Below are 22,585 nucleotides of genomic sequence, written 5' to 3'. Positions count from 1 at the left end.
CTGATGAAGAGTAAAAGTGAGAATTATTGAGAACCTCGCCACATGGTGAGGTTTTTTTTCATTCGACTTAGAATTCCAATAGTTATAATTAGATTAACACTAGATCTAAATATACGTTGACAAAATTAGATTACAAGTAATACTTATAATTAGATTTGATTGATTGAGATAAAGTCAGGTATGGAGCACTTCTATCACCTCATAGAGACAGAGGAATACATTAACATCGGTGACGTTGAGGTAACTAAAGAGATTGCCATCTCCTTTGGCGCTGAAAATTCGGTGTCATACGAAGACACTCAGGAATTGTTTACCGTTGATAAGCCAATGTCATTCAAAGGTGTTCTCATGCTGTTTACCAGCGAAGGTAAGCCAGTGTTTGAGCCCAATGCTTACATCTTAAGTCGTCGTATCGTAGAGGGGGCGAAGGACGTTAAGCCAACGTGCTTTCATCTGTTGAGGTATTACCGATACTTGGATGCCAATAACCTAAAATGGGACGACCACGAAGAGCGATTACAGCGCTACCCAATTTTCCTTTATCGAGCTTATTTAGAAGGTGAGATAGAAAAAGGTAACTTGAGTCGAAGCACTGCCGTTTCAGCTCTGTCAATTGCGAGGCGCTTCTATCTGTTTTGTTACCGCCATGGGTACATTTCTCAATTGCCGTTTGAAGTGACGGGCACTACCAAGTACGGGCAGACCTTGACGGACTGCTCAATCCGAAGCGCAACCAGAGAAACCAATCTACAGCCATTGAATGACCTTGACCTACAGCATGTGAGGGACAATTGGCGTTGCAATGGGCTGTCTAAAGAATTTCGTTTAATGATTAGTGTGGCGCTTTCTGTAGGGCTTCGCGCTATAGAGGTCACAGACATTAAGCCTAAACACTTTGCTATTCCCAAGGGCTTCAAAGGGAAGACACTAACGGGCATCTGGATTGGGCCTGACCACGACTGCAAAACCAAATATGATATCAACCGACAAGTCTCTATGCCTGTTTGGTTGATGAAGTCACTTAATGAGTACCATGAAAGTGAGCGATATAAAAAGCGGCAACAGTTGTACTTCATGAATACGGGTGATATGAACCCTCCCGCTTTTATCAATAAGAATGGAGAACCGTTCACCACTAAGAGTCTCAACTCATTGTGGGCTAAGTTACGCGCTGCGATACAAGAGAACAGTAATCCTCACTTTAAGCATAAAGAGCATGATTGCAGGGCAACGTTTGGCGCTTATAAGCTTGAGTCGTTGGCTCAAATTAAAGAGTTGTCGATGATGCAAGCGCTGAAAATGCTAAAGGACGAAATGGGTCATAAAGATTTAGAAACCACCATGCTGTACCTCAAGCATTACGAGGGCAATCCTGAAAAGAACCAAATCCCCGAGATAACCATGAACTTGCTAGAGGATGAAACGCTATCGTGACTGATGTAATGGATACCGAACCCAAAGAAAACGCTCGTGCTTATCGCTCTACACCGACCACGGAGATGGTCACCGACAACACACTGACGGCAATTACCAAGTGGAAATATACTTGGAAGAACAGTAATGGTTACAACTCAACATGTGACTTTGCGGAGCTAAAGGCGTATGCCACGGATGAGCATATTCGCTTGCTGATTTCCAAGTTCCAGCAGTCAGGGTGGCGCGAAGCATCAAGGTGCAACCACTTTAATACTATCCGACAAATCCTTCGTCATGCATTTAATGCCCAAAGCGGAAAAAGAAAAGCCAAAGTCCAGTTCTCTACTGAAACATGCACCCAGTACATCCATGCGACTTACCTTTCAATGGCAAGTACAGGTAAGGGGTTGTATGGTAAGTCTATCAAACCGAAATATCTTGGCTGGCTAGGTTCAAACCTAAATTCAATCTGCAAAAAGTTTGGCTTCGGAACAATCCCTAAAGCAGCCAGAAACCTTGATACGAGTTCAGCATCGTTAGATTCTGATAACTACACCCCTAAGCAGTTGCGCTCTATTGCCTTCGCCTTGCTCGCTGACCGCAGAGCGCTGTTAGAGCGCTATCAGGATGAGTCACTATCTGAAGCTCAAAGGCGGTTTGCGTTTGATAGATTAGTCTGCAATGCGGTATTTCTGACCATCTACTATCTCGGAACAGGGCAAACAGAAACCTTGAGTATGTTTTTAGAAGATGAATGGGTGTGCCAGAAATCAGGAACAGGTCGCATCAGCATTGAGGGATTTAAGACTCGCGGGAACACGGTTGAACTTCGCTCATTTGCTCCAAGAGCATCCTGTAAACGTTTTTTTGAATCACATCTTGCGTTATCTAAGGCGCATTCTACTTTTCTGGGTTTGGATAAGCATTACCTCTTCCTAAAAATGAACGGTAATGCTCCAAGCGTAATGAACCTCAATTGCTATGCTCAAGATTATCTGGTTAAACACTCTAAGCGCATTCAAGCTTTAATAGAGATGAGCCCTGATTTCCGCTTGAACTGTAATCTACTGAAATCATCCATTAAGCAGTACGCAGAGCAGAAGCTAGGGCGAAGCAAGGCGGCACAAAACACCCGTAATGCACCTGAGACTTATGACAACGCCAAGTATGGCAAAGTCACTAAAGGCGAAGCCAGAAACCAATTAGCACTTGGCCTAACGGCGTGCACAACTTAGGTAAAAATCCCGATGGAGGAACGGTTGTCGCAGTGGCACAAGCCAAAGAAGCGATTGGTGAGGTGGTTTCGCATGAGGAATGGGAAGCCTTAAAGGAAGCCGATACTGAGCATCGTGTGGTTGAGAATCAGAACGGTGGTTTTTGTAAAGGAGCCGACACCCCTCAGAAAAAAGAATTTCAAAAAACCGTAGACAGAAGTGGTGTCCTTTCTGATGAAGAAAAATCCCAGCTAGGTTGCGGCTTCGTCGTGAAATGCTTTGGCTGCTCGAATTTCGGTGTTGTGGATGACCCGCACGACATATGGCGGCTGCTTTCCTTTGAGCAGCGACTGAATGACGCCATGTTGGTGCACCAAAACGTAGAGCACTTCATCACGAACTTTGGTGAAGTGAAGGCGAACCTAAATAAGCTCAAAGCACGGTTTAAAAAGGCTCACCTCAAAGCTGCGATGAAGCAATTAGAGCGAGAGTGCCACCCTCTGTGGGATGAAAACTCCGTTATGGACATATTCAGGGGGTAAACCATGTACAGTATCAGTCATGATTTCAATAAGTTTGAAAAGTATGCTCTACCGCTAGCATCGAACCCGTTTCCCATGCCTAGTGACGACGCAGTAGTGAGCGTGGATAAAGAAGGCAACCCAGTTTCCTATTTCGGTGATGATGTTTGGGATTTTAATGTATTTTTTAATCTCACGAACGACAAGAAATCGAACTACCAAATTAGTTTTCACCCAAAAAAGCACAACCCCAATCTGCTTATTGAACTCAAGCAGCGACTCTATTTTTTGATTTGGGGAGTAAAAGGTAACCTGCTTCACATGGATGGGGGCACTTTTCGTAAATTTAGTCAGTGTCGGGTCATAGCGAATAAGTCAAACTATGCCCTGAGAGTATTTAAAGACACTTCCATTGACTCCTTCTCTCTACTCAGTAATGAGTTGGTTTTTAGTCAATTGCTTCATGAACAGAAAAAGCACAGTGAAAAGACGGTAAAACATCGATTAGAAGCACTAAGCGTCCTTAGACAACTCAACAAACACTTCCCAGAGCAGCGTCACTTTTCACTCGGTATTCAAGAAGGAAAAAGCCTCAAACAAATCGCCAAGCAGTATTCAAGCGCTGGTAAAGGGCATTACCCGACGGTTATCCCTGTTATTTATGAGCAACTGATGGGGCGCTTGATAGAAGATGTCACCGCTGCACATGAAAAACTGGAAAACCTTACCGATGTAAAAGCTTATGCTCAAAAGTATGGGATTACCGAGCGCCAAGCCTGTGATGAATTCAGGGCGATAGAAGGTGCTTGTTTTATGACGCTTTCTGCCTTTACGGGCATGCGAATCAGTGAGTTAACACAAATAGACTCGACCTCTTACAAAGAAGTTGACCTTGACGGTATCAAGCTATGCACACTGCGTTCTTGGACTCGTAAGTTAGAGACATTACCTAGAGAGGATGCATGGGCGTGCGCCCCTATCTGTGAAAAGGCGCTAGAGGTTTTAACAGCACTAAATAATGACTATCGATCCAATAAAGGTGACATTCACTGTTCACCACGATTTAGCTTCGATGGTAAGCATGGGGTTAGTGATAACATCAAACGTCAGCTAAACGATGTGGTGCTAAATACAACAAACCTTGGACATAGCATTACTGGCTACTCAAAGCACCTTGATATTACCTATGACCCCGATGAAATGGATGAGGTGTATGGCTTGCTAAACCCTGTCGTACCTGCTCAATATAACCCTATTAAAGAGCGGGAGGATGGCACGTTTTATTGGCACTTTTCGACTCACTCACTGAGACGTACCTTTGCCCATTTTCTGGTCGGAAATGGTTTAGTGTCGCTGGCGGCTTTGAAGCATCAGTTCAAACACATTAGCCTATCAATGACCGCTATTTATGCCAGTCATGCTGAGGTCTTAACGTTGCTTGGAATCGAGAATCCCGCCAACATCAAGAAGGCGGTTGAAGACGCAGAAATGGAAAGCCATAAAACCTATCTGCGGGACATGATAGACCACCCTGAAGAACAGTCAGGTGGGTTTATGAAAGCGTTTGAGGGTGACCCTAACGTAATGACCGAAGAGCGATTTGAAGAGCTTGCCAAGACAACAAAAGGGGCAAATAAATCGACAGGTTATGGCAGATGCTTTGCTGGTTTTAAGTGCAAAATGGAGCACTTGTTTGAGCCATCAAGTTGTGTTGGTCGTGACTGTGAAAATTTAAACATTAATCAGGAAGAGGCGCAGCGTTGGCAAGAGCGTCACAGACGAATTGCAGGAAGATTACAGCAAATGAAAGACATGGGGTTCTACAACCAGAACACGCTCGCTCGTGAGTTAACAGACATCCGTGCTGCCGAGAAAGTGATGCGTGATCATAACATCGAGTTTGAACGATTTGAATTAGGAGCGTTGTAATGGCAAACGTAAAAACCAAGCTGATTAATGCCTTCGAAGCACTGAAAAAGGAAGGCAAGAAGGTGAGCCCCTATGCAGTCGAAAAAAGGGCAGGCGTGGCAAACGGGTCATGCAAGAATCACCCTACTATCTTGGAAATGGTTCTGGCAGAAAAGGCTCGCTACCACCCTAACCCCGTCGTGGCTAAGAAAGGGGAATCCAAAAAGAAGAAGCAGGTTGATAAGGAAAGATATGATGATTTGGAAGAGTCAAATAAACGCCTAAGAGCCGAGAATGACCAGTTTAGAGATGAAATGAAAGTAATGGCAACGTCCGTGGCTCAGTTAACGTGGGAGTTGCACCGCTACAAGACATCAACAAGAAAGCAGTCTACTAATGTGAAGAACATCAAGGCTTAAGTTTAAAAAGAAGGGCTGAACAGAAGGGCTGAACAGGTCGCTAACTCGTCTTTGCCCGTGCGACCTGAAGTCGTATGAAGCGTTGTTCACCGCTTTATGAGTGAACCCTCTGTATCACCAGATGAACCTATGAGCCTGAATAAAGCAGCGGCTCAGACAATGTAACGAAGAGCGGGAATATCCCGTTCGGGATTTGAATCGTGAGAAGAAGACCCTCCTGATAACCACAAATCGGGTGAGTGCTAGGTAGTCAGTATGATGAACGTAAGTGAATCCATTTAAGGTGCGTTATACGATGAAGCAGCGGAAGTGGTTATTACGCTGTAGCCAAAAAGGCAATGGGAGTCGGAAAGAGATTGGGCAATGCTCTTTCGTGATCGATACGCTCCCCGCACTAGAGTGGGCATCTAACCTGACATTTTACGTAACGTACGGAACAGGGTAAGCCTGTATCACTCCCTAAGGGAAAGCCTTTGTGGCCGATAGTGATGCAGGTAGAGGAGGTCGGAAAAAGCGAAAGTTGCATTGTAATGATGCAGATACAGGCTCATGCCTGATCACGAAAGTGAGCCCACTTCCGACTGGTCTCCCTTTGCGAGAGAATTTGAAGAACTTTATTTAAGGAGAAAAGCAAATGATGATCTCGAAAGAGATTAGTGCATCTTCTGACGGTGCTCAGTGGCAGTCTATTGACTGGAAATCCGCTGAAGCGCACGTATTAAAGCTTCAAATGCGTATCGCAAAAGCAACGAGAGAAAAGAAATACGGTAAGGTGAAATCCTTACAGTGGCTCTTGACTCATTCTCGCTCTGCTAAATTTTTGGCAGTTAAGCGAGTCTCTCAAAACAAAGGCAGTAAAACGCCTGGAATAGATGGTGTCATCTGGAACACAGATGCACGCCGTATGAAAGCGGTTAATCAACTGAGTCGCAAGACTTACAAAGCAAAACCACTCAAACGGATCTACATCCCTAAAAAGAATGGCAAACTCAGACCTCTAGGTATTCCGTGTATGATAGATAGAGCGCAACAAGCGCTCCACCTGCTTGCACTAGAGCCTGTTTCTGAAACACTAGCCGACCTCAATAGTTATGGTTTCAGACCAAACCGCAGCACCGCTGATGCCATTAGTCAGTGCTTTATATGTTTGGCACAGAAGAAATCAGCAAAATGGGTTCTTGAGGGCGATATTAAAGCTTGCTTCGATAAAATCGGGCATCAATGGCTTATGGAAAATATCACCGTAGATAAACGTATGTTAGAGCAATGGCTGAAGTCTGGCTTTGTGGATAAAGGCCTGTTCTACGACACCGATGAGGGTACACCACAAGGAGGGATAATATCTCCAACCTTGATGCTAATGACCCTTGCAGGACTAGAGCAACGCGTAAAATCCACAGCACTGAGAAAAGGAGCTAAAGCCAATTTCATTGGTTACGCTGATGATTTCGTGGTCACTTGCTCTTCAAAGGAAGTGCTAGTGAGCGATATCAAACCGTTGATTGCTGACTTTCTGGCTGAAAGAGGGTTAACCCTATCCGAAGAGAAAACGAAGATTACTCATATTGATGATGGTTTTGACTTTCTGGGCTTCAACCATAGGAAGTACAAAGGGAAATTGCTCATTAAACCGAGCAAGTCCAACACACTGTTATTTTTGAGAAATTTACGTGAGCTTATCAAAAAGCACGCAACTATCCCCGTTAATGATCTTATCAAACTGATAAATCCAAAACTCAGAGGATGGGCGAATTACTACCGCCACTGCGTTGCTAAACAAGTATTCGGGTATGTAGACCACAAACTATTCCAAGCACTATGGCACTGGGCAGTTAGACGTCATCCAACCAAGTCTAAAGACTGGGTTGTTCATAAGTATTTTCTCAATCGAAAAGGCCAATGGCAATTTCATGGTTGGCAGAAAATCATGAACATGGATTGTCAGTTCAATCTGTTCCAAATTGCGAAAGTGCCAATAGAACGACACGTGAAAATCCGAAGTGCCGCAATCCCTTATGACCCCGACTATCAAGAATACTTGGCTAAGCGGAAGTCAAAAAGACAAGCACGTAACTCTTGGATTGAACCTGTTCCAACTGCTTTGTGAGTTGCTGGGTATCAAACGATGCCTTAGTGGAGGCTTGAGCCCAGTGCAGTGAAAGTTGCACGCTGGGTTCTTAGGGAGACGGCACTTGGTAACAAGTGTCGTCCACCCGACCATTCCTTCTTAGACCTTGTATCTACTTCAAATTGCAGGCTTCCGTTTAAGGTTACTTTACCTAATGGCGGACATCAGTAATCTATTGGGTTCCTTTTCTCTGTGGCTTTTTAAGCGGATAACTTTTTTCAATGGTGCCGCGTACTTTGAACGTTAACATAGAGGCTCAGGGCGCTATTTTACCCCCTTAAAATAGGCAAAATGAGGGTTTTTAAGATCTTGATTTTTAGTGTTTTTATTTTGGTGATGTGATGTGGCTTTGATGGTAGTATTGCGTCCAGTTCATCATAGGAGTCAACATGGAAACCTACCGTCACACATATCGACACCACAGTTTTTCACATCAAGATCTAAGTGATATTACTTTCACTGCTTGCACCTTTATCCGATGCGATTTTCGACGTGCTAACTTGCGTGATGCGACATTTATTAACTGCAAGTTCATTGAACAGGGTGATATCGAAGGTTGCCATTTTGATGTCGCAGACCTTCGCGATGCAAGTTTCCAACAATGCCAGCTTGCGATGGCAAACTTTAGTAACGCCAATTGCTACGGTATTGAGTTACGTGAGTGTGATTTAAAAGGGGCCAACTTTTCCCGAGCAAACTTTGCCAATCAAGTGAGTAATCGTATGTACTTTTGCTCAGCCTTTATTACTGGATGTAACCTGTCTTATGCCAATATGGAGCGGGTCTGTTTAGAAAAATGTGAGCTGTTTGAAAATCGCTGGATAGGGACTCACCTCGCGGGCGCATCACTGAAAGAGTCAGACTTAAGTCGAGGTGTTTTTTCTGAAGATGTCTGGGGACAGTTTAGCCTACAGGGTGCTAATTTATGTCACGCCGAACTCGACGGTTTAGATCCTCGAAAAGTCGATACATCAGGTATCAAAATTGCCAGCTGGCAACAAGAACAGCTTCTCGAAGCGTTGGGTATTGTTGTTTTTCCTGACTAGATGCTTACGAATACCTGCTGATAAACTATACACAACATTAATACATTTTCTAATTCAAATCACCAGAGCTAGATCAATACTTCTAGCTCATTCTTGTCCAATTCTGAGTTACGATGTATGGATTCGCTTTGTATCGATTATTGGCACGCAGCACACCTACGATTTAATGCTAAGCTTAAAAACTTAGATTTTTTCTAACTCCCCTCTCATCTAACTTTTCGTTGTTATCCATCTTAATTCCAGTGCGAAAATGAGCAAAAACTTAGATAATTTAGATAAAAGTTAGATTATCGGCTTAGAGGCGTTACCAGAACTGAGTTTTCTAAGTTTCCAATCTAACTTTTAGTTACATGTGTTTTTTTTTGACTCTAATTTTAATACTGATAACCATACATTATTTATAGGTGAGAATGTGTGATAGGTTGATTAATGAACAGAAAGTAGATTTGAGGTATTCAAGTGACTGAAATCATTTACGACATCAAAACAAAAACATTAAAACCCTTCACTTATAGAAAGCCGTTGGTGTTCGTTGATGATAATGGTGAGCTTCAATATGAATACTCTCGCAACAAAGAAAGCCACGTTCATATTAAGAAGGTGATCTTCTTGAACTTAGTTGGCTACGAGAAACTGAAACGGCTAGATGAGAAGGGTAAGCCGATGAAGGATGAGTATGGTAACCCGATCTTCATCAAGGGAAGGTTGCTTTCATTTGAACCTCTGGATTGCGTTAATGAGTTTATTCTTGCAAAACACGTTGAGAAGGATGTAGAAGAGTCCCAGCAAGCCTCAAAAGCTCTCACTCATTACTTCAGATTTATCCTGGATGCTCAAGCGAAGTGGGATAGTAAATATGACAATGAAGATTACGATCCCTTTATCGCCCCCCCTCGCCCTGCTTGGGATAAGTTTGCGGTTAGGAAAAACCTCCGCGTCACTTTCATGTACAGAGCAGCGGTCAAAAAGACAACGCTAAACGGGACAGGGTTAGCTCGAACGACCGCCGTATCGTATGTGCGTTCAGTTGTAGAGTTTTACAAGCATCATCTCAGACAGGGTATGAGGTTTAATAACCCACCGTTTGAATTTGAAACTTTGCTAATTGGCATCGAAAACAGTGGCACTCACATGAGCGCTTACGGTCGTAAGGTGATACAAACCACCGATTTAAAACTGAGTTTCCCAAAGTCAAAGCGAAACGATGGGGGTAAGTTACCTAATGCAAGGCGCGACCTAAAGCCACTGTCAAACAGTGAATGGGAAGAGGTTAAGAATGTCCTGGTTAACACCCAGCGAGTCATTAAGAGTGTTAATCGCGAAGAAAAGTTGGTTAGCCTACCTGAAGAGTATTGCTTATTGTTGCGTGTCTACCGCTACACGGGGCTGCGTAAGGAGGAAGGCGTAAGTTTGCACCTAGGGCAAGTGGTTCGCCCTGATATGAAAACTGCCGTTTTGAGGCTGGGTGTGGGCGACCAATATGGCTCACTCACTAAAGACCCTAGTGGTGGTTACAACAATAAGTCTCGACGCACTATCATTCCTAGTTCACTGATGCTCGAACTTTATAACTACAGCCACTCACCAAGATACAAAAAACGCTTGGCGAAATTTAAAGAACGGTGCAGGGCTGAGAGAGAGGCGGGTAACGATGCCTACTTTGACGGGACTGATGGGGTTGATGAAAGCAAACAATACCTTTTCATTAGCAACTCTGGCATACCGTTGTTTAAGAAACTGGAAGAAATCAATACTCGATGGAATGAGGTCAGAAAAACCGCCGCAGTCAATTTGCTGAATGACATTGATTCGGTGGTTCACAACTTACGCTCGACCTTTGCGGTGTCGGCTTTTCGGACATTGTTAAAGAAAATGGACGCAGACGAGGCTCTAAAAATAGTATCAGCATTTCTTGGCCATGAAGATTTATCCACCACGCTACTTTATCTGCAAATTGCCCAAGATAAGCCTACGGGGGATGAAATCTGGGAAGATGTGTTGGACTACGTTGGTGTGTTTGATGAAGAGAGCGACTTGGATGATTTACCTGAGTTCGAAGAAGCGTCTAGAAAGCTTGAGGAGGCAAAGAAAAAATGAGCCGCAAAGATAACTCAAAGCCCGTTGTCCTTGATGACGCATTTTATGAGGCACCTGCCGCAACAGTTGAGCCGCTTCACTTGGATGAGTTGAAACTGAAATGTGGCGGAGCGACATCTCATTTTATTCAGTTGTTATATCAAGGCGCTCCTAACTATTCTCAGCAAGGCAAAAAAATAAAGGGGGTGGATTATATACCTGTTGCGGGTAGAGAGGCGTTTGTCCGAGATGCCTATCGTCTTCTAAGAACGGACTTCAACCGCACAAAGCAAAACCATTTTGAACAACTGAGACTATATATTCGTTGGATGGACCGTGAGCATCGAAAGCCTATTAATGGCGATTACTTTGCACCAGACTTATACAACGCTTTCATGGATTATCATCAAGATAAATGTAATCGAGGTGAGCAAAGTCTATCAACCTGGAGTAACGCTAAAAGGATAGTGAGTTTTTTCCTTAAAGCGTATAACCGTCCCATCGAGGCAAAGCAATTAATATTAATAAAAGGCACCAAGAAACAGGCCAATTCACATAAAGGCATCGATGTGGTTGGGGAACTCAAGCCGCTTGTTCGGCGGTTCATTGCTGCGTTCGCGGGGTTTAGGCGGCATTTTTTAGAGGGCACCAAACCAAGCCTTCATCCACTTTGGAGTGAGGAGTTGTTCAATCAACAAGCCGAGAAAAACGGGTGGAGTGTAAAAAAAAGAAATCAGGTGAAAGGGACGTTTAAGCGGACTGTAGTAGGTGAGAATGCAGCACGTAATCATTTTTCTAGACTGGCTGCGATGATCGCCTTTTGCTTTACAGGGCAAAATACAACGCCTCTGTTAAACCTGCGTTTTAGCGACATTCGATTTACCGCTAAATCAGATGGCAAGGTCTACTTTGACATGACCAAAGCGCGTGCAAATTACTTAGGTTTTGATACGTCGCTTGGGTTTCATAAAAAGACCCAAGCGTTCTTCCATCAATGGTTGGAAGTCTCGATGGTGCTCCAGAAAAACGCTGGTACAGAATGGGTGTTTCCCTATTTTCGAAAATCAGGCGAGATTCAAGGGTGTGTTGACGCAGGCCAAACCACCCCTCAAAAGAGCATCAATAAGTGCACAAAGATATTGGGGCTTGCCCACGTCACACCCTCAAAACTGCGCCAAACAAAGATTGATACTTTAATGAAAGTCACGGAAGACATTTGGTTAGTGTCGATGTCTGCGAACAACTCAATTGAAGTTGTTGCTATTAATTATTCTGACGGTAACGAAAGCGATCATAGAACGAGTTTGGCGGCAAACAATGAGGCGCTGTACGACTTTTCGAAAAATGGCACCGATCCTCACGAGGCGGCGAATAAATCGAAGTTTAACCATGCCAATGTATTGAACGGCTACGATTACAAACGGCTACGTAAGGAAGAAACCGAAAACGACACTCAAACCCCCCTTGGCGTTCGCTGTAAGGACTCCTCACAAGGTGTTGCCGTAAGAATTAAGAAAAACCTTGAAAACATGGGGGTCAAACAGCCAGAAAAGGAGCAGCGTTGTACCGATTTCCTAGGCTGCTTCGAATGTCATTATCATCGATTAGTGTCTGAGGTCGAGGATATTTGGCTAATGCTGTCCTTCAACGACACGCTACAAGAAATGAAGGCTTATCCAGCTATTAACAGTCTGCCAACGGACAAGTTTTATAAGTTGTGTAACACCATCGAATCGATTTTAAAGGATTTTAAAGAGGTTGCGCCTGATAATTACACCCGAGCGCAAGAAATGCACAGTGAAGCCCCTCACCCACTTTATAGCGATGGGTATAGCCTAATGGACTTACTGGAGACGTTTTAACAATGAATGACAAACTCAATAAGCACGATAACGCTGTTCCGTCCGTCCCCGTTCAGAAGTCCGAAACGGGGTTCTTAATCGAGGGGTTAGACAGGCTCGACGTAGCCGATAAACCGTACCACGTTGAGAGGTGGGACTTTTCAACGTCGCATGTCGTTGGTGTGAGGTATTCATTAAGCGTAAGCTTTAAGAGCGCCAGTCCTGAGTATGTGAATGGAATACAGGACGCTTTATACCAGTTCTATCACCACTCAAAAAAAAGTGAGTACCTTGCCCTTATCGGTCGCCCAAATGGATGTCATGAAGACCTCACTACAGCACATTGCAGACCGCTTGGAGGGGACAGATTGGAGCCAATTAGGTAACGCCAGGCAGTGGAAATCATTTACCCGTAGCCTGAAACAGAGACAGTTTGGCGATGCAAGGATTGGTCATATTCTTTCAGCATTAAATAAACTGACGGATGTTGGCTTGCTCAGTTCATATGTTGACGCAAAGGCGCTAAAAAAGTGCGCAAAGAAAAAAGAACGTAAACAGCATGTAGCTATTCCACATAAGTTGTATCAATGCATCATGAACCATGCCTTAGAAACCGTTGAAAAATACCATCCGTATCGTCATGAGATTTCACAAGTGATGGGGGAAGCCTATGACATTAGAAAGCGAATCCATAATGGTGAAAGGCTTGCAGAAAGAGGAAGTGGCAATGGCAGAACAGAGCTATCAATGACCGCCAATGCACTTGACCAAAGGGTGACAAAGGCGATAAAGAGGATTGACCATTGCATTCCTGATTTCAAGGTAAACTTGCGCGCTACGGACTTGGCTGGCATCTTGGCCAGTTGTTTGGTAGTGGTTCAGGGGTTCTCAGGCGTACGAATTGGCGAGGCGGTATCTTTCAACAAAGACAGCGCAGATACGGTAATGGTTAACGGTCAACCAGTGACCATACTCACAGGCGAAACAACCAAGGGGCATGATGGAATGCCGACTATCGCCACTTGGCAGTCACATTCTGTTGCCGAAACAGCGTTAGAGCTGGCTTATGACATGATGGCATCAACTCGTAAGTTTTATCACAATGGCGTTGATCGGAAAGAAGCGGAAGGTGAAACAGCAGAAAATATTGCGCACATGAGAAAGCAATTATGTTCCGCATTTTTGCTGCCTCAAGCTGCACGACAAATCAGCGACAACTATATATTCGATCCTTACAAAGCACTGAAAAGGGTTATAAACCATCTGGGCTATAAGGCCACTCCAGAGGATGTAGAGGAGTTTAATACGCTAAACCCTTCAAGAGAGGGGCAATTAACGGTTGGCGGGACATGCACGGGGTTAAGCTCTCATGACTTTAGACGGTCATTTGCCGTGTTCTTTGTGCGGTATGGCTTCGGTACGGCTTCAGGGATTAAATTTCAATTCAAACACCAAAACATCAATATGTCAGGTTACTACGCAAATAATGCGGTATTGGCACAGATGAATGACCTGCTGATGGATGAGGATATTTTAAACGACTTGAAAGAGGCGGGGATTGATTTGGGGGTGGATATCTTCGATGAGATCTACAACGAAAGTGAGCATTTGAGTGGGGTCAAAGGCGAGGCCATTATGCAGGAGCGATTGGAGCAATTGAAAGCGGGAAAACGCATCTTCATGACTCGTTCAGAAATTGAAGAGAATCTTCGTCGTGGCAATTTTCACATCATGCAACTGCCGAGTGGTGCCTATTGTACTAATGCTTCGTGTGATCGAGTATGTGGTACATCACTCTTTCGAGCGGAAATCAAAGAGTGCGATCATAAAGTGGTGACCGATAAGGGAGCGAAAAAGATTGCTAAGCAACGAGAGCGATTGATTGCCAAGTTTACGAATCTTAACACGGGTGATGTATTAAAGAGCTCAATCTTGACTGGCTTAAAGCAGAAAATCTTGGTGGAAGAACTGACACTAAAAGCCCATGAAATCCCTTATACACCATTCACTGATGAAGTGATTAGTCTTCCCAAGGAGTAAGTAACCTAAATGAATCAAGAAACTTTAAGGGCGTTGGTACAGGAAGAGAAAACATTGGCGGCTGAAGAAAAGCTTCATAAGGCACTCGCTCGACTCCAAAATGGTAAGCCTTTACGAACCAAAGCCAAAGGCCGTCTTACTCTCAATAAAATCAACAACGAGGCGGGCTTAGGGCGCAGTTACATTCATAAATTCAAAGAGTTCGTTGATAATGTCGCCAACCCTGCTATCGAGGCATATAACGAAACTCTGGATACCCCTAAACCATCTGAAATAGATAAGGCTTCCACAGAAGATATGAGCGAAATCGATAGGCTCAAAGATGAGTTAAGGAAGCAAATCGAACTTAAAGAAGCTTATCGCACGGAGAGGGATGAGGCTTTAGCCACCAATGATGAACTTGAGGTATTGAATAAGTCGCTAATGTTTCGAGTGTATGAACTTCAGCAGGAGCTTACTGATAGTGTTGCTGAGTATGAAGGCTATAAAAAATAATTGCTCTAAAACATTTTTGCCCCATTCTTACTTGGAGCATTGTCATCTTTTACTTCAACAAGTCATCATTTGACCTAATTTTACTCATGTATGTAAAGTGTCTAGATGATCGAGAGAACATCACACGCCCATGCGGCTTTCTGGTATAAGCCACAACGAGTTACAATCTCTCATGCTTAAGTGATTGTAAAGTAAAATTTATTTAGGTTATTATCGTTATTCTATTGCTTACGTCTAATTGGTGTAGAGCAACAACTATGGTCTGCACTGTTCACACAACATCTACGTTTGACTCCAAAAATGGCTGAACAGCCATCAGCGCGTTGCTGAACTGAATTTTGAAACAAGACAAGGTAGTAAATCACATGGCTTATGCAAGTCTGTCAATCTCAGATTTGATTGATGAAATCAATAAGAACAAATATTACCTGCCAGCAATTCAACGTAAATTTGTGTGGCGGGAAGAGAAAATCTGCACTCTTTTTGACTCTATCATGCGTGATTATCCCATCGGCACTTTCTTGTTTTGGGAGCTAGACCAAGGCAATGCGAATGACTATACGTTCTACGAATTTCTAAAAAATTATCATGAACGTGATTCAAAGAATGCATTGGTGAATTATAGTTTTCCGCACGATATAACAGGTGTTCTTGATGGGCAGCAGCGCATCAGCTCGATGTACATAGCGTTGCAAGGTATTTATCAAAGTCGCCCTAAGTATGCCAAAAGAGCCAAGGATTCCTCGTACCCCAAACGGGAGTTTTACCTGAATTTGCTGGGCGATGCTGATGAATACGAATTTTGTTTCCTGACGGAACAACAAGCTGGTGAAAGCTCAACTGATCGATATTACTTCCGAGTAAGGGACATCCTCGAATATACGGCGGATGACGACCCATATGATATTTTAGACCCACTTCTTGATCAAAATGACGATGGGGCTGCTCACCTTAACGCTAAGCGCAGTGTAGCAAGACGAAAACTCGACCTGTTGAAGCGAAAGATGTATCAACCCGATTTGATAAGTTATTTCAAAGTAACCGGCAAAGATCTAGATGAAATTCTGGATATTTTTGTCAGGGTAAACAGTGGTGGCAACATATTGTCGAAATCAGATCTGCTGTTTTCAACCCTTGTTGCACACTGGGAAAACGGACGTGAGCAAATCGAAGAGTTGCTGGATGAACTGAATGGGGAAGACGGATTGTTTAGCTTCAACACTGACTTTTTGATGCGTACCTGCTTGTTCCTTGTCGACGCACCAATGAGCTTTAAAGTCCGGTCGTTTAACAAAGAGACCATCGAGGTCATTAAGCATCGCTGGACGGACATCAGTCAGGCGCTGAAGCGAACAGCAGTCATGCTCCGTGACTTTGGTTTTAATAAGAAACGATTGTCCTCACACTATGCAGCGACCCCCATTGCCTACTATCTACTAAAAGGCGGTGTTGTTAATCAAGAGATTAAAGGTCAACTACATAAACTGGTGATACACAGCTTACTCAAGCAGGTTTATAGTGGTCAAGCAGACACGGCCTTAAATGGCCTGCGTGAAGGTTTGCGCCAAAAAGGGGATGAGGGTTACCTGTTAAAATCAAACATGTTTGATTTTGGCAAATTCAAGTACACCCGACTTGCCGGTGGTAAGAAACTGACCATTGATCACGACGATATTGACGAATTACTGGAACGCTCAAAAGGGGCATTTACCTTCATGGTGCTGTCACTCCTCTATCCCGATCTTAAATTGGATAAGGTGAACTTTCACCAAGATCACATGCATCCTGCATCCGGCTTTAAGTGGACAAAACTGGAAAGCATGGGACTGGAAGAAGAAGCTATTCGCGACTGGCAGAGCAAACGCGACCTATTGCCAAACCTGCAACTGCTGGAAGGTCAGGAGAATGTCGAAAAGCAAGCGAAAGCGTTGAATCAATGGGTTGCTGAGGAGGTAACAAATGAATCGTTATATCGTGACCAAAATTACATCCCTACAGAGCTATCTCTTCAGTTTGATGATTTTGAGACATATTTTGACTGTCGGCGAGCACTGATGAAAACTAAGCTATGCAAACTTTTTGACGTGGAACAGCCAAACATGGCGGAGCCTGTCTCTGAAACTGGAGAGATCACCAACCCAGCCTAATGCTCCAAATGGTAAGAGAGTAGCTCTCATACCAAGATGGCGGTGAATGCATCTATTTACCGCTATTCATGACTCAAAAATGCCCCAAAATGAGTTATAACCAAGCAACGAAGGTGGTCAATATGCCGTACAACCCCATTTTGTTCTCTACGGCATATCTATTGTCAACAGTATGACAATCTCATCTAGTTATTTGACAGCATACTCTTCGAAAATAGCCTTACCAATTTCATTAATAACTTGATTACGTTCTGGCATAGAAAGGTTGGTTTGTGTCAGGTAGATGCTAATGATTAATGGCTCGCGCTCGTCAGTCCAAATTGCTGCTGTAATACCGCGCGAACCGTTAGCTCCCGCACCAGAACGATCTGCAATAGACCACCCTTTTGGTAAAACAGAACGGAGTAAAGAATCGGAAACAGTGTTCCCTTGCATCCATTCCTTAAGTTGTTTTTTTGAATTTTGAGCTAATACATCTTCGAATAAAATATGATATAGGGTCTTATTCATCGCATTTGGCGTCGTTGTATCACGTAGGTCATCAGCTTTGGCTTGGTTTAGTTCAGGTTCAAAACGATCTAATTGAGTTACTTTATCTCCGATCAAACGTAGAAAAGCAGTGACACCCTGTGGGCCTCCGATGTGCTTTAAGACTATGTTTGCAGCAGTATTATCACTAGTCTTCATCGTAGCTTCACAAGCATTTTCAATGGTAATTGAACTGCCAACCATGTTTTTTGTTATTGGTGACCAAGCGATTAGTTCATCGGATTTTACTGGCGCCATTGTACTTATATCTAAAATGTCTCTATCAGAGTCCTGTAGCATTTTTGCACATGCTAATGTCTTGAATGTACTCATCATAGGGAACCTTTCATTCCCTTTATAGTGCCATTGTTGATCCGTTGAATCTAAAACTGATACACCTATGCGTCCCAAGGTGCGTTGTTCTATAGAATAGAGCGAGTCGTTCAATGTTGAAGCGGTCGATAAAAAAGAAATGAACAAACAGCTCGAAAGTAAGATTGATTTTTTCATGATAACTCGACTATTTATGTAATAAGACTGAATTTACGGAGCGTAATAATACAGCTCGAAAGATATAAATCAACAGCGGGTCATATTAAGTTTGTATGAAAAGATGAGTGTGTTTATGGAGCGTTATTTTCTGCTCGACTTAGGATGAAGGAAGCGCTATCTGAATCTCATACGCATAAGTCAACTATAAGTTGTGAATAACTCATTTCTGTCCATCAACGTGCTAGAGAGCACTTCGCTGGCACGAAACTGCCCCATTGTGAGTTGTGACCCGATTGTTCAACCTACTTTGTCAAGCCATCATTTTACTTACTTTTTGCAATACCAACCTCCTACCTCAGAGTGAAGAACTGTTGAGTATGGATGAAAAGCTATGCTTTTTGCTGTAAGTTATTGTAATGCAACGGAGTGGATATAACAGTGACTTTATTAATATTAAGATGCAAAGACTTTTTTGATAGCAAAAAGAAGGGAGTCGTTCGGTTAGCCAGACTAGAAAAGGCACGCGCTATAAGTTTTTTTTACTCATTAAGAAACTATACCCTTAAGCAAAAGGGAGTGCTTTTAGTTTTAATGTCCTTAATTGCTTTTAAGGTTTCAGTAGAAGCATCGTCTTTGCTAAATGGTGAGATTTCAGTTGAACAATTAAAAGCTATATCACTTACTATCGGTGGGGGACTACTTGGATTTACTGCAATAGTCTTTTCTTTACTATTGTTCTCTCTTCAGGCTAATCTTCAGAGATTGAGGTATTTAGACTTTTATAGATTTAGTGCTGATAAGCAGATACTCGGATACCTTTTATTCTGCCTTATAATATCACTTTCAATTATAGTAACTTCGCTATTTATTGTTGATGGTTATTCTGGTCAATACGCAACGCTCATGCTCTGGGCTGTGGTGCTATTTATTTTTCTTTTGTTTTTTTCTTATAAACGGTCAATACAACTAATTAACCCTATAGAGCAAGTAGAGCTTATAGCATCTGAGGTCAGCTCAAACCTTGGACGATGGGGAAAGGCTATTGAAAGGAAAATACGAACTGAAGATCCCCCAACCATTGAAAGCCTTACGAATAAAAACTTTAATTCTCAAAGGTGGGAACTATGTAAAAGTAATCCGATGCATCAGCAGTCCGTTATTAACTCTATTGACAGTTTGTGTGCAATGACGAAGGTTTACACTGAGTTGAATGATTACATAGTAGCTCGAAATACACTGAAAAAAGTAGTGTATATTATTGACAAGTATATTCAGTTTAGGCAGAACACGTTTATTGAAGGCTCACCTTATATGAGGACGAGCATCGAGTCAGAGCCAGTTTTTGACCATGTATTATCGAAGATAGCCTACAGTGCATCTGAAGCTATTAAAGCGAATGATAAAGAATGGGTTGATATATGCTTTGACGTTTATTCACAGTTAGCTCAGGTTCTCAACTTTTACAATGTGCAACATGGGTATCGTTTGGGGCAACAAATTGATTATGCGATCCATTATTTCACCTCTTCGGTCAAGGATTCAATTCACTTAAAAAATAATGATGTGATGATAAATGCTTCCAGCGCTGTTGGTAGGTTAGCTACTGGGCTATTAGAAACAGCTTCGCATGACAACATACAACCGCTTGATGAATCGCTGAGGTTGCTAGGTAGTTTGAGTATAGCGAATGGGGATATCACTGTAATAAACGATGTTATGCGAAGATACGGTGACATAGTATTTTTATTGATATTAAATGAAGATTCTAAGGTTGAAACAGCAATTCAGAGTATATCAAAAAGTATTCACTCTCTGGGTCGGCTCTATTTGAATCAAGAGAAGATGACTTCATTTGACCTAGGAATTGTAAACGGTTTTTATGGATTTGGAGAAAATTCTTTATCCGACAGGCTAGCTAAACAAGCAAGCATACTTTCCAGTGAACCAGATAAATATCGGAGTCTGGTAACATCGCTAATTAAAGGCATTTGTTTGTGGCTTAAATTGACTTTTAATGACCGAGGGGAGCTTTACAAACTGGATCAAGAAAAGAATTTAGTCCTATTTCATTATTTATATAGTTTGTCTGAGACTATGCTAAAAATCTTGTTGGAACTCACCGATGAAAAGACTGACTGTCAGTTAAGGTATGATGTCTATGAGGTAGTTAACAGAGAGATTATAGCCTTATGCGAAATAAGAGAGGATAAAGAGGTTTTACGTAGGATCGATACCTATGGTTTCATGAGTTCACTTTTTAATCTACATCACTTGATAGACTCTTCAGATACTATATCATTTTTGGTCGATAATATTTTGAAAGTAGGCTTTAATGCTGCGTCAATAAACTGTGATCATGGATTACTGGCAAAATCCATTTGTGCATCTGCAATAATTTCAGTTAATAATGAAAGCTCTCAATATAGAGGCTTAATTGACAAAAAAATAAATGAATTTTCTGGAAATCATAAGGTTTTCACTAACGCTTTGACCAGATTGGAGTATTTAGGAATGTTGGGTCGCTTCGAAAAAGAAAGAAGAATTAACAGTTACTCTCATTGTGCTATTGAAACATTTTGCAACAACCACTTAACAAATGAGCTTCGAGAGGAGATTAAGTATTCAATTGAAGCAATTAAGCTAAATATTAATGATAAATAGTTCGGAAAAAATAGCGTAACTGAATAAACGGAGATACTTTTTCTAATGTAAACCAACCTATCAAGAGGTAAATCATCTGACTCGTTTCTGTCCAAAATGTATGGTACGCCCCGTTTTGCAAGTGAAAATTCAAAATAACGGAGCTGGTTTGCGCTAATGTATTCGGAGTCTAATTGAGACTTTTTCTTTAGCCTCAGCTCCACGATGAGATCCGCGCCAGATTGTCCTCAAAAATGTGAAAGCATTCTAGTTGCTGTTCTGGACAACAGGTTTTCAATCTGGTGGTCTAACCGTTTTGTCATCTTTCTTTTTCATATGCAAACTTGATTTATGTTCTGATCTCGAAAGTTTTATGAGTTGCCATAACCGACCAAGCGATTCTGGCTAGCTTATTTGCCAATGCTACTAAAGCCACATTGAATGGCTTACGGCACTTCAAGTCTAGTAACCAGGTGCCAAAATATTTCTCCGCAGTAGCATCTCTCCACAGTACAGATCTTGCTGCATGAACGAACAGTTCTCGCAGTTCTTTGTTACCCCGTTTCGATATTCCAAGAAGTTTAGGCTTGCCTCCTGTTGTATATTGAAATGGAACTAAGCCTATCCAAGCAGCAAAATTACGACCGCTAGAAAAGTCTTTCGGATTGGACACCGCTGACAGGCAGCAAGCAGCAGTCATTGGGCCGATACCAGGTATAGATTGCAGCAAGGTAAATAGCTCATTGTCATGATTAAGATTTTCAATCTTCTTATCTTGCTCTTTAATCTTCTCATTGAGGTGATTGTAATGTTCGAGTTGTTCTCGTAACTCAAGAATAAGTAACGGAGGAACTGATTGCCCAGTGTCAGCAAGCCACTGGAAAAGCCGTTTCATATTTGCATGACCGCGAGGAAAGCTGAAACCAAACTCAACAAGAATTGAGGAAATTCGGTTCATCACAGCCGTTCTTTCCCTAATGTAGCCAGTTCGAATTCGCCGAATCACACTTCCTAATTGCGCCTGTTCAGATTTAGGCGTTACAAACCTCATTTTAGGTCTTGTCGCCGCTTCGGCTATGGCGTCGGCATCAATGAAGTCGTTTTTGTGGCTTTTAACATATGGCTTAACATATTGAGGAGGAATGAGCTTAACCGTATGGCCAAATTCTTGGCAGCGTCTAGCTAGCCAGTTTGCACCACAACAGGCTTCCATTGCTATAGTTACAGGTTCATGTGCAGAGATAAATTCAAGCAGTTTAACTCTGGAGAACTTATGCCGATAAAGCTCTTGACCAGAATGATCGTGACCAACTAAATGAAATGTAGATTTACCAAGATCGATACCGATTGTTTTGATAGCTGACATGATGGCACCTCCCGAAGTTCAGCGACTATGCTGAGTGTAGTTTAGGTGTGGGGCGTACCATCTAATTAATGAGTTTCGCTCAGTTGATTTGAACACACTGAAAGGTGTGAATCTTAGAAGCGGAAATTTTCACCTTTCTATGGTTTTTTCGCCAAATTACCCAAAAATGTGAAAATAGTGAGAAAAGCATTGTTAAGTTGGCTCTCTCATACTAATTTGAAGAATTAAATCGTAAGGGTGTATGAGGAGGGAAACGCTCAAACCTCATGGATTTAATCTAACAGGTTCAGCGAATATTTCAAACAAGA

At 42.5% G+C, this 22,585-nt stretch carries 15 protein-coding genes; 13 read left to right on the top strand and 2 right to left on the bottom strand.

Translation table 11 applies throughout. The features are described 5' to 3' along the window. Positions 1-180 precede the first annotated feature (180 nt). The 12 genes from R7E51_RS16575 (at position 181) to R7E51_RS16520 (ending at position 17,251) form a co-directional block, all read left to right on the top strand. Positions 181-1,434: a tyrosine-type recombinase/integrase gene (locus R7E51_RS16575; RefSeq protein WP_206958253.1), complete on the top strand. Its 1,254-nt coding sequence runs from the start codon at positions 181-183 to the stop codon at positions 1,432-1,434. Continuing rightward, positions 1,431-2,651 (top strand): hypothetical protein, encoded by a 1,221-nt coding sequence (locus tag R7E51_RS16570; RefSeq protein ID WP_242531427.1) that lies wholly within the window; start codon positions 1,431-1,433, stop codon positions 2,649-2,651. Before R7E51_RS16575 ends, R7E51_RS16570 begins: the two co-directional genes overlap by 4 nt. Before the next feature lie 32 nt (positions 2,652-2,683). After that, a complete protein-coding gene (locus tag R7E51_RS16565; protein WP_242531428.1) occupies positions 2,684-3,172 on the top strand; it encodes a hypothetical protein in 489 nt (162 codons plus the stop codon). A gap of 3 nt (positions 3,173-3,175) precedes the next feature. Next, positions 3,176-5,080, top strand: coding sequence for a site-specific integrase (locus tag R7E51_RS16560; RefSeq protein ID WP_206958254.1), 1,905 nt, complete (start codon positions 3,176-3,178; stop codon positions 5,078-5,080). After that, positions 5,080-5,478 carry a hypothetical protein gene (locus tag R7E51_RS16555; RefSeq protein WP_206958255.1) on the top strand — a complete coding sequence of 133 codons (399 nt, stop codon included), beginning with the start codon at positions 5,080-5,082 and terminating at the stop codon, positions 5,476-5,478. Before R7E51_RS16560 ends, R7E51_RS16555 begins: the two co-directional genes overlap by 1 nt. A 634-nt stretch (positions 5,479-6,112) precedes the next feature. Continuing rightward, complete coding sequence (ltrA, locus tag R7E51_RS16550; RefSeq protein WP_180824426.1) at positions 6,113-7,585, top strand: group II intron reverse transcriptase/maturase; 1,473 nt, start codon at positions 6,113-6,115, stop codon at positions 7,583-7,585. Between the two features lie 410 nt (positions 7,586-7,995). Further along, the gene (locus tag R7E51_RS16545) at positions 7,996-8,652 is read left to right on the top strand and encodes a quinolone resistance pentapeptide repeat protein QnrS2 (protein WP_012537714.1); all 657 of its coding nucleotides are present in this window, start codon (positions 7,996-7,998) and stop codon (positions 8,650-8,652) included. Positions 8,653-9,111: 459 nt separating this feature from the next. Then, positions 9,112-10,749 carry a site-specific integrase gene (locus R7E51_RS16540; protein WP_014386729.1) on the top strand — a complete coding sequence of 546 codons (1,638 nt, stop codon included), beginning with the start codon at positions 9,112-9,114 and terminating at the stop codon, positions 10,747-10,749. Next, a complete protein-coding gene (locus tag R7E51_RS16535; protein ID WP_014386728.1) occupies positions 10,746-12,590 on the top strand; it encodes a hypothetical protein in 1,845 nt (614 codons plus the stop codon). The genes R7E51_RS16540 and R7E51_RS16535 overlap by 4 nt, the downstream gene beginning before the upstream one ends. Positions 12,591-12,803: 213 nt before the next feature. Continuing rightward, entirely contained in the window at positions 12,804-14,609 is a 1,806-nt protein-coding gene (locus R7E51_RS16530) for a hypothetical protein (protein ID WP_242531429.1), read from the top strand. Positions 14,610-14,618: 9 nt separating this feature from the next. Continuing rightward, positions 14,619-15,104, top strand: coding sequence for a hypothetical protein (locus tag R7E51_RS16525; protein ID WP_014386726.1), 486 nt, complete (start codon positions 14,619-14,621; stop codon positions 15,102-15,104). Positions 15,105-15,469: 365 nt separating this feature from the next. Beyond that, positions 15,470-17,251 (top strand): DUF262 domain-containing protein, encoded by a 1,782-nt coding sequence (locus tag R7E51_RS16520; protein ID WP_014386725.1) that lies wholly within the window; start codon positions 15,470-15,472, stop codon positions 17,249-17,251. 189 nt (positions 17,252-17,440) lie between these two features. Here R7E51_RS16520 and R7E51_RS16515 read toward each other — a convergent pair whose 3' ends face one another. Next, the gene (locus tag R7E51_RS16515; RefSeq protein WP_012774820.1) at positions 17,441-18,289 is read right to left on the bottom strand and encodes a GMA family class A beta-lactamase GMA-1; all 849 of its coding nucleotides are present in this window, start codon (positions 18,287-18,289) and stop codon (positions 17,441-17,443) included. Positions 18,290-18,709: 420 nt separating this feature from the next. On the opposite strand from R7E51_RS16515, the gene R7E51_RS16510 reads away from it, so the two are divergent. Beyond that, positions 18,710-20,932 (top strand): hypothetical protein, encoded by a 2,223-nt coding sequence (locus R7E51_RS16510; protein WP_031812448.1) that lies wholly within the window; start codon positions 18,710-18,712, stop codon positions 20,930-20,932. 328 nt (positions 20,933-21,260) lie between these two features. Here the strand turns inward: R7E51_RS16510 and R7E51_RS16505 are convergent, their stop codons facing one another. After that, entirely contained in the window at positions 21,261-22,277 is a 1,017-nt protein-coding gene (locus R7E51_RS16505; protein WP_206958256.1) for an IS110 family transposase, read from the bottom strand. Positions 22,278-22,585: the final 308 nt, after the last annotated feature.

This window comes from Vibrio sp. Vb1166 (genome assembly GCF_033338695.1).
Taxonomy (GTDB): domain Bacteria; phylum Pseudomonadota; class Gammaproteobacteria; order Enterobacterales; family Vibrionaceae; genus Vibrio; species Vibrio alginolyticus.
The sequence above is the reverse complement of the archived record's forward strand: the minus strand, read 5'-3'. Positions and strand labels throughout refer to the sequence as shown.

Excerpts from the sequence above, each read along its gene's own strand:
- R7E51_RS16560 (WP_206958254.1), top strand. The coding sequence starts at position 3,176 with ATGTACAGTATCAGTCATGATTTCAATAAGTTTGAAAAGTATGCTCTA.
- R7E51_RS16530 (WP_242531429.1), top strand. The coding sequence starts at position 12,804 with ATGGAATACAGGACGCTTTATACCAGTTCTATCACCACTCAAAAAAAA.
- ltrA (WP_180824426.1), top strand. The coding sequence starts at position 6,113 with ATGATGATCTCGAAAGAGATTAGTGCATCTTCTGACGGTGCTCAGTGG.
- R7E51_RS16515 (WP_012774820.1), bottom strand. The coding sequence starts at position 18,289 with ATGAAAAAATCAATCTTACTTTCGAGCTGTTTGTTCATTTCTTTTTTA.
- R7E51_RS16545 (WP_012537714.1), top strand. The coding sequence starts at position 7,996 with ATGGAAACCTACCGTCACACATATCGACACCACAGTTTTTCACATCAA.
- R7E51_RS16525 (WP_014386726.1), top strand. The coding sequence starts at position 14,619 with ATGAATCAAGAAACTTTAAGGGCGTTGGTACAGGAAGAGAAAACATTG.
- R7E51_RS16535 (WP_014386728.1), top strand. The coding sequence starts at position 10,746 with ATGAGCCGCAAAGATAACTCAAAGCCCGTTGTCCTTGATGACGCATTT.
- R7E51_RS16505 (WP_206958256.1), bottom strand. The coding sequence starts at position 22,277 with ATGTCAGCTATCAAAACAATCGGTATCGATCTTGGTAAATCTACATTT.
- R7E51_RS16575 (WP_206958253.1), top strand. The coding sequence starts at position 181 with ATGGAGCACTTCTATCACCTCATAGAGACAGAGGAATACATTAACATC.
- R7E51_RS16555 (WP_206958255.1), top strand. The coding sequence starts at position 5,080 with ATGGCAAACGTAAAAACCAAGCTGATTAATGCCTTCGAAGCACTGAAA.
- R7E51_RS16520 (WP_014386725.1), top strand. The coding sequence starts at position 15,470 with ATGGCTTATGCAAGTCTGTCAATCTCAGATTTGATTGATGAAATCAAT.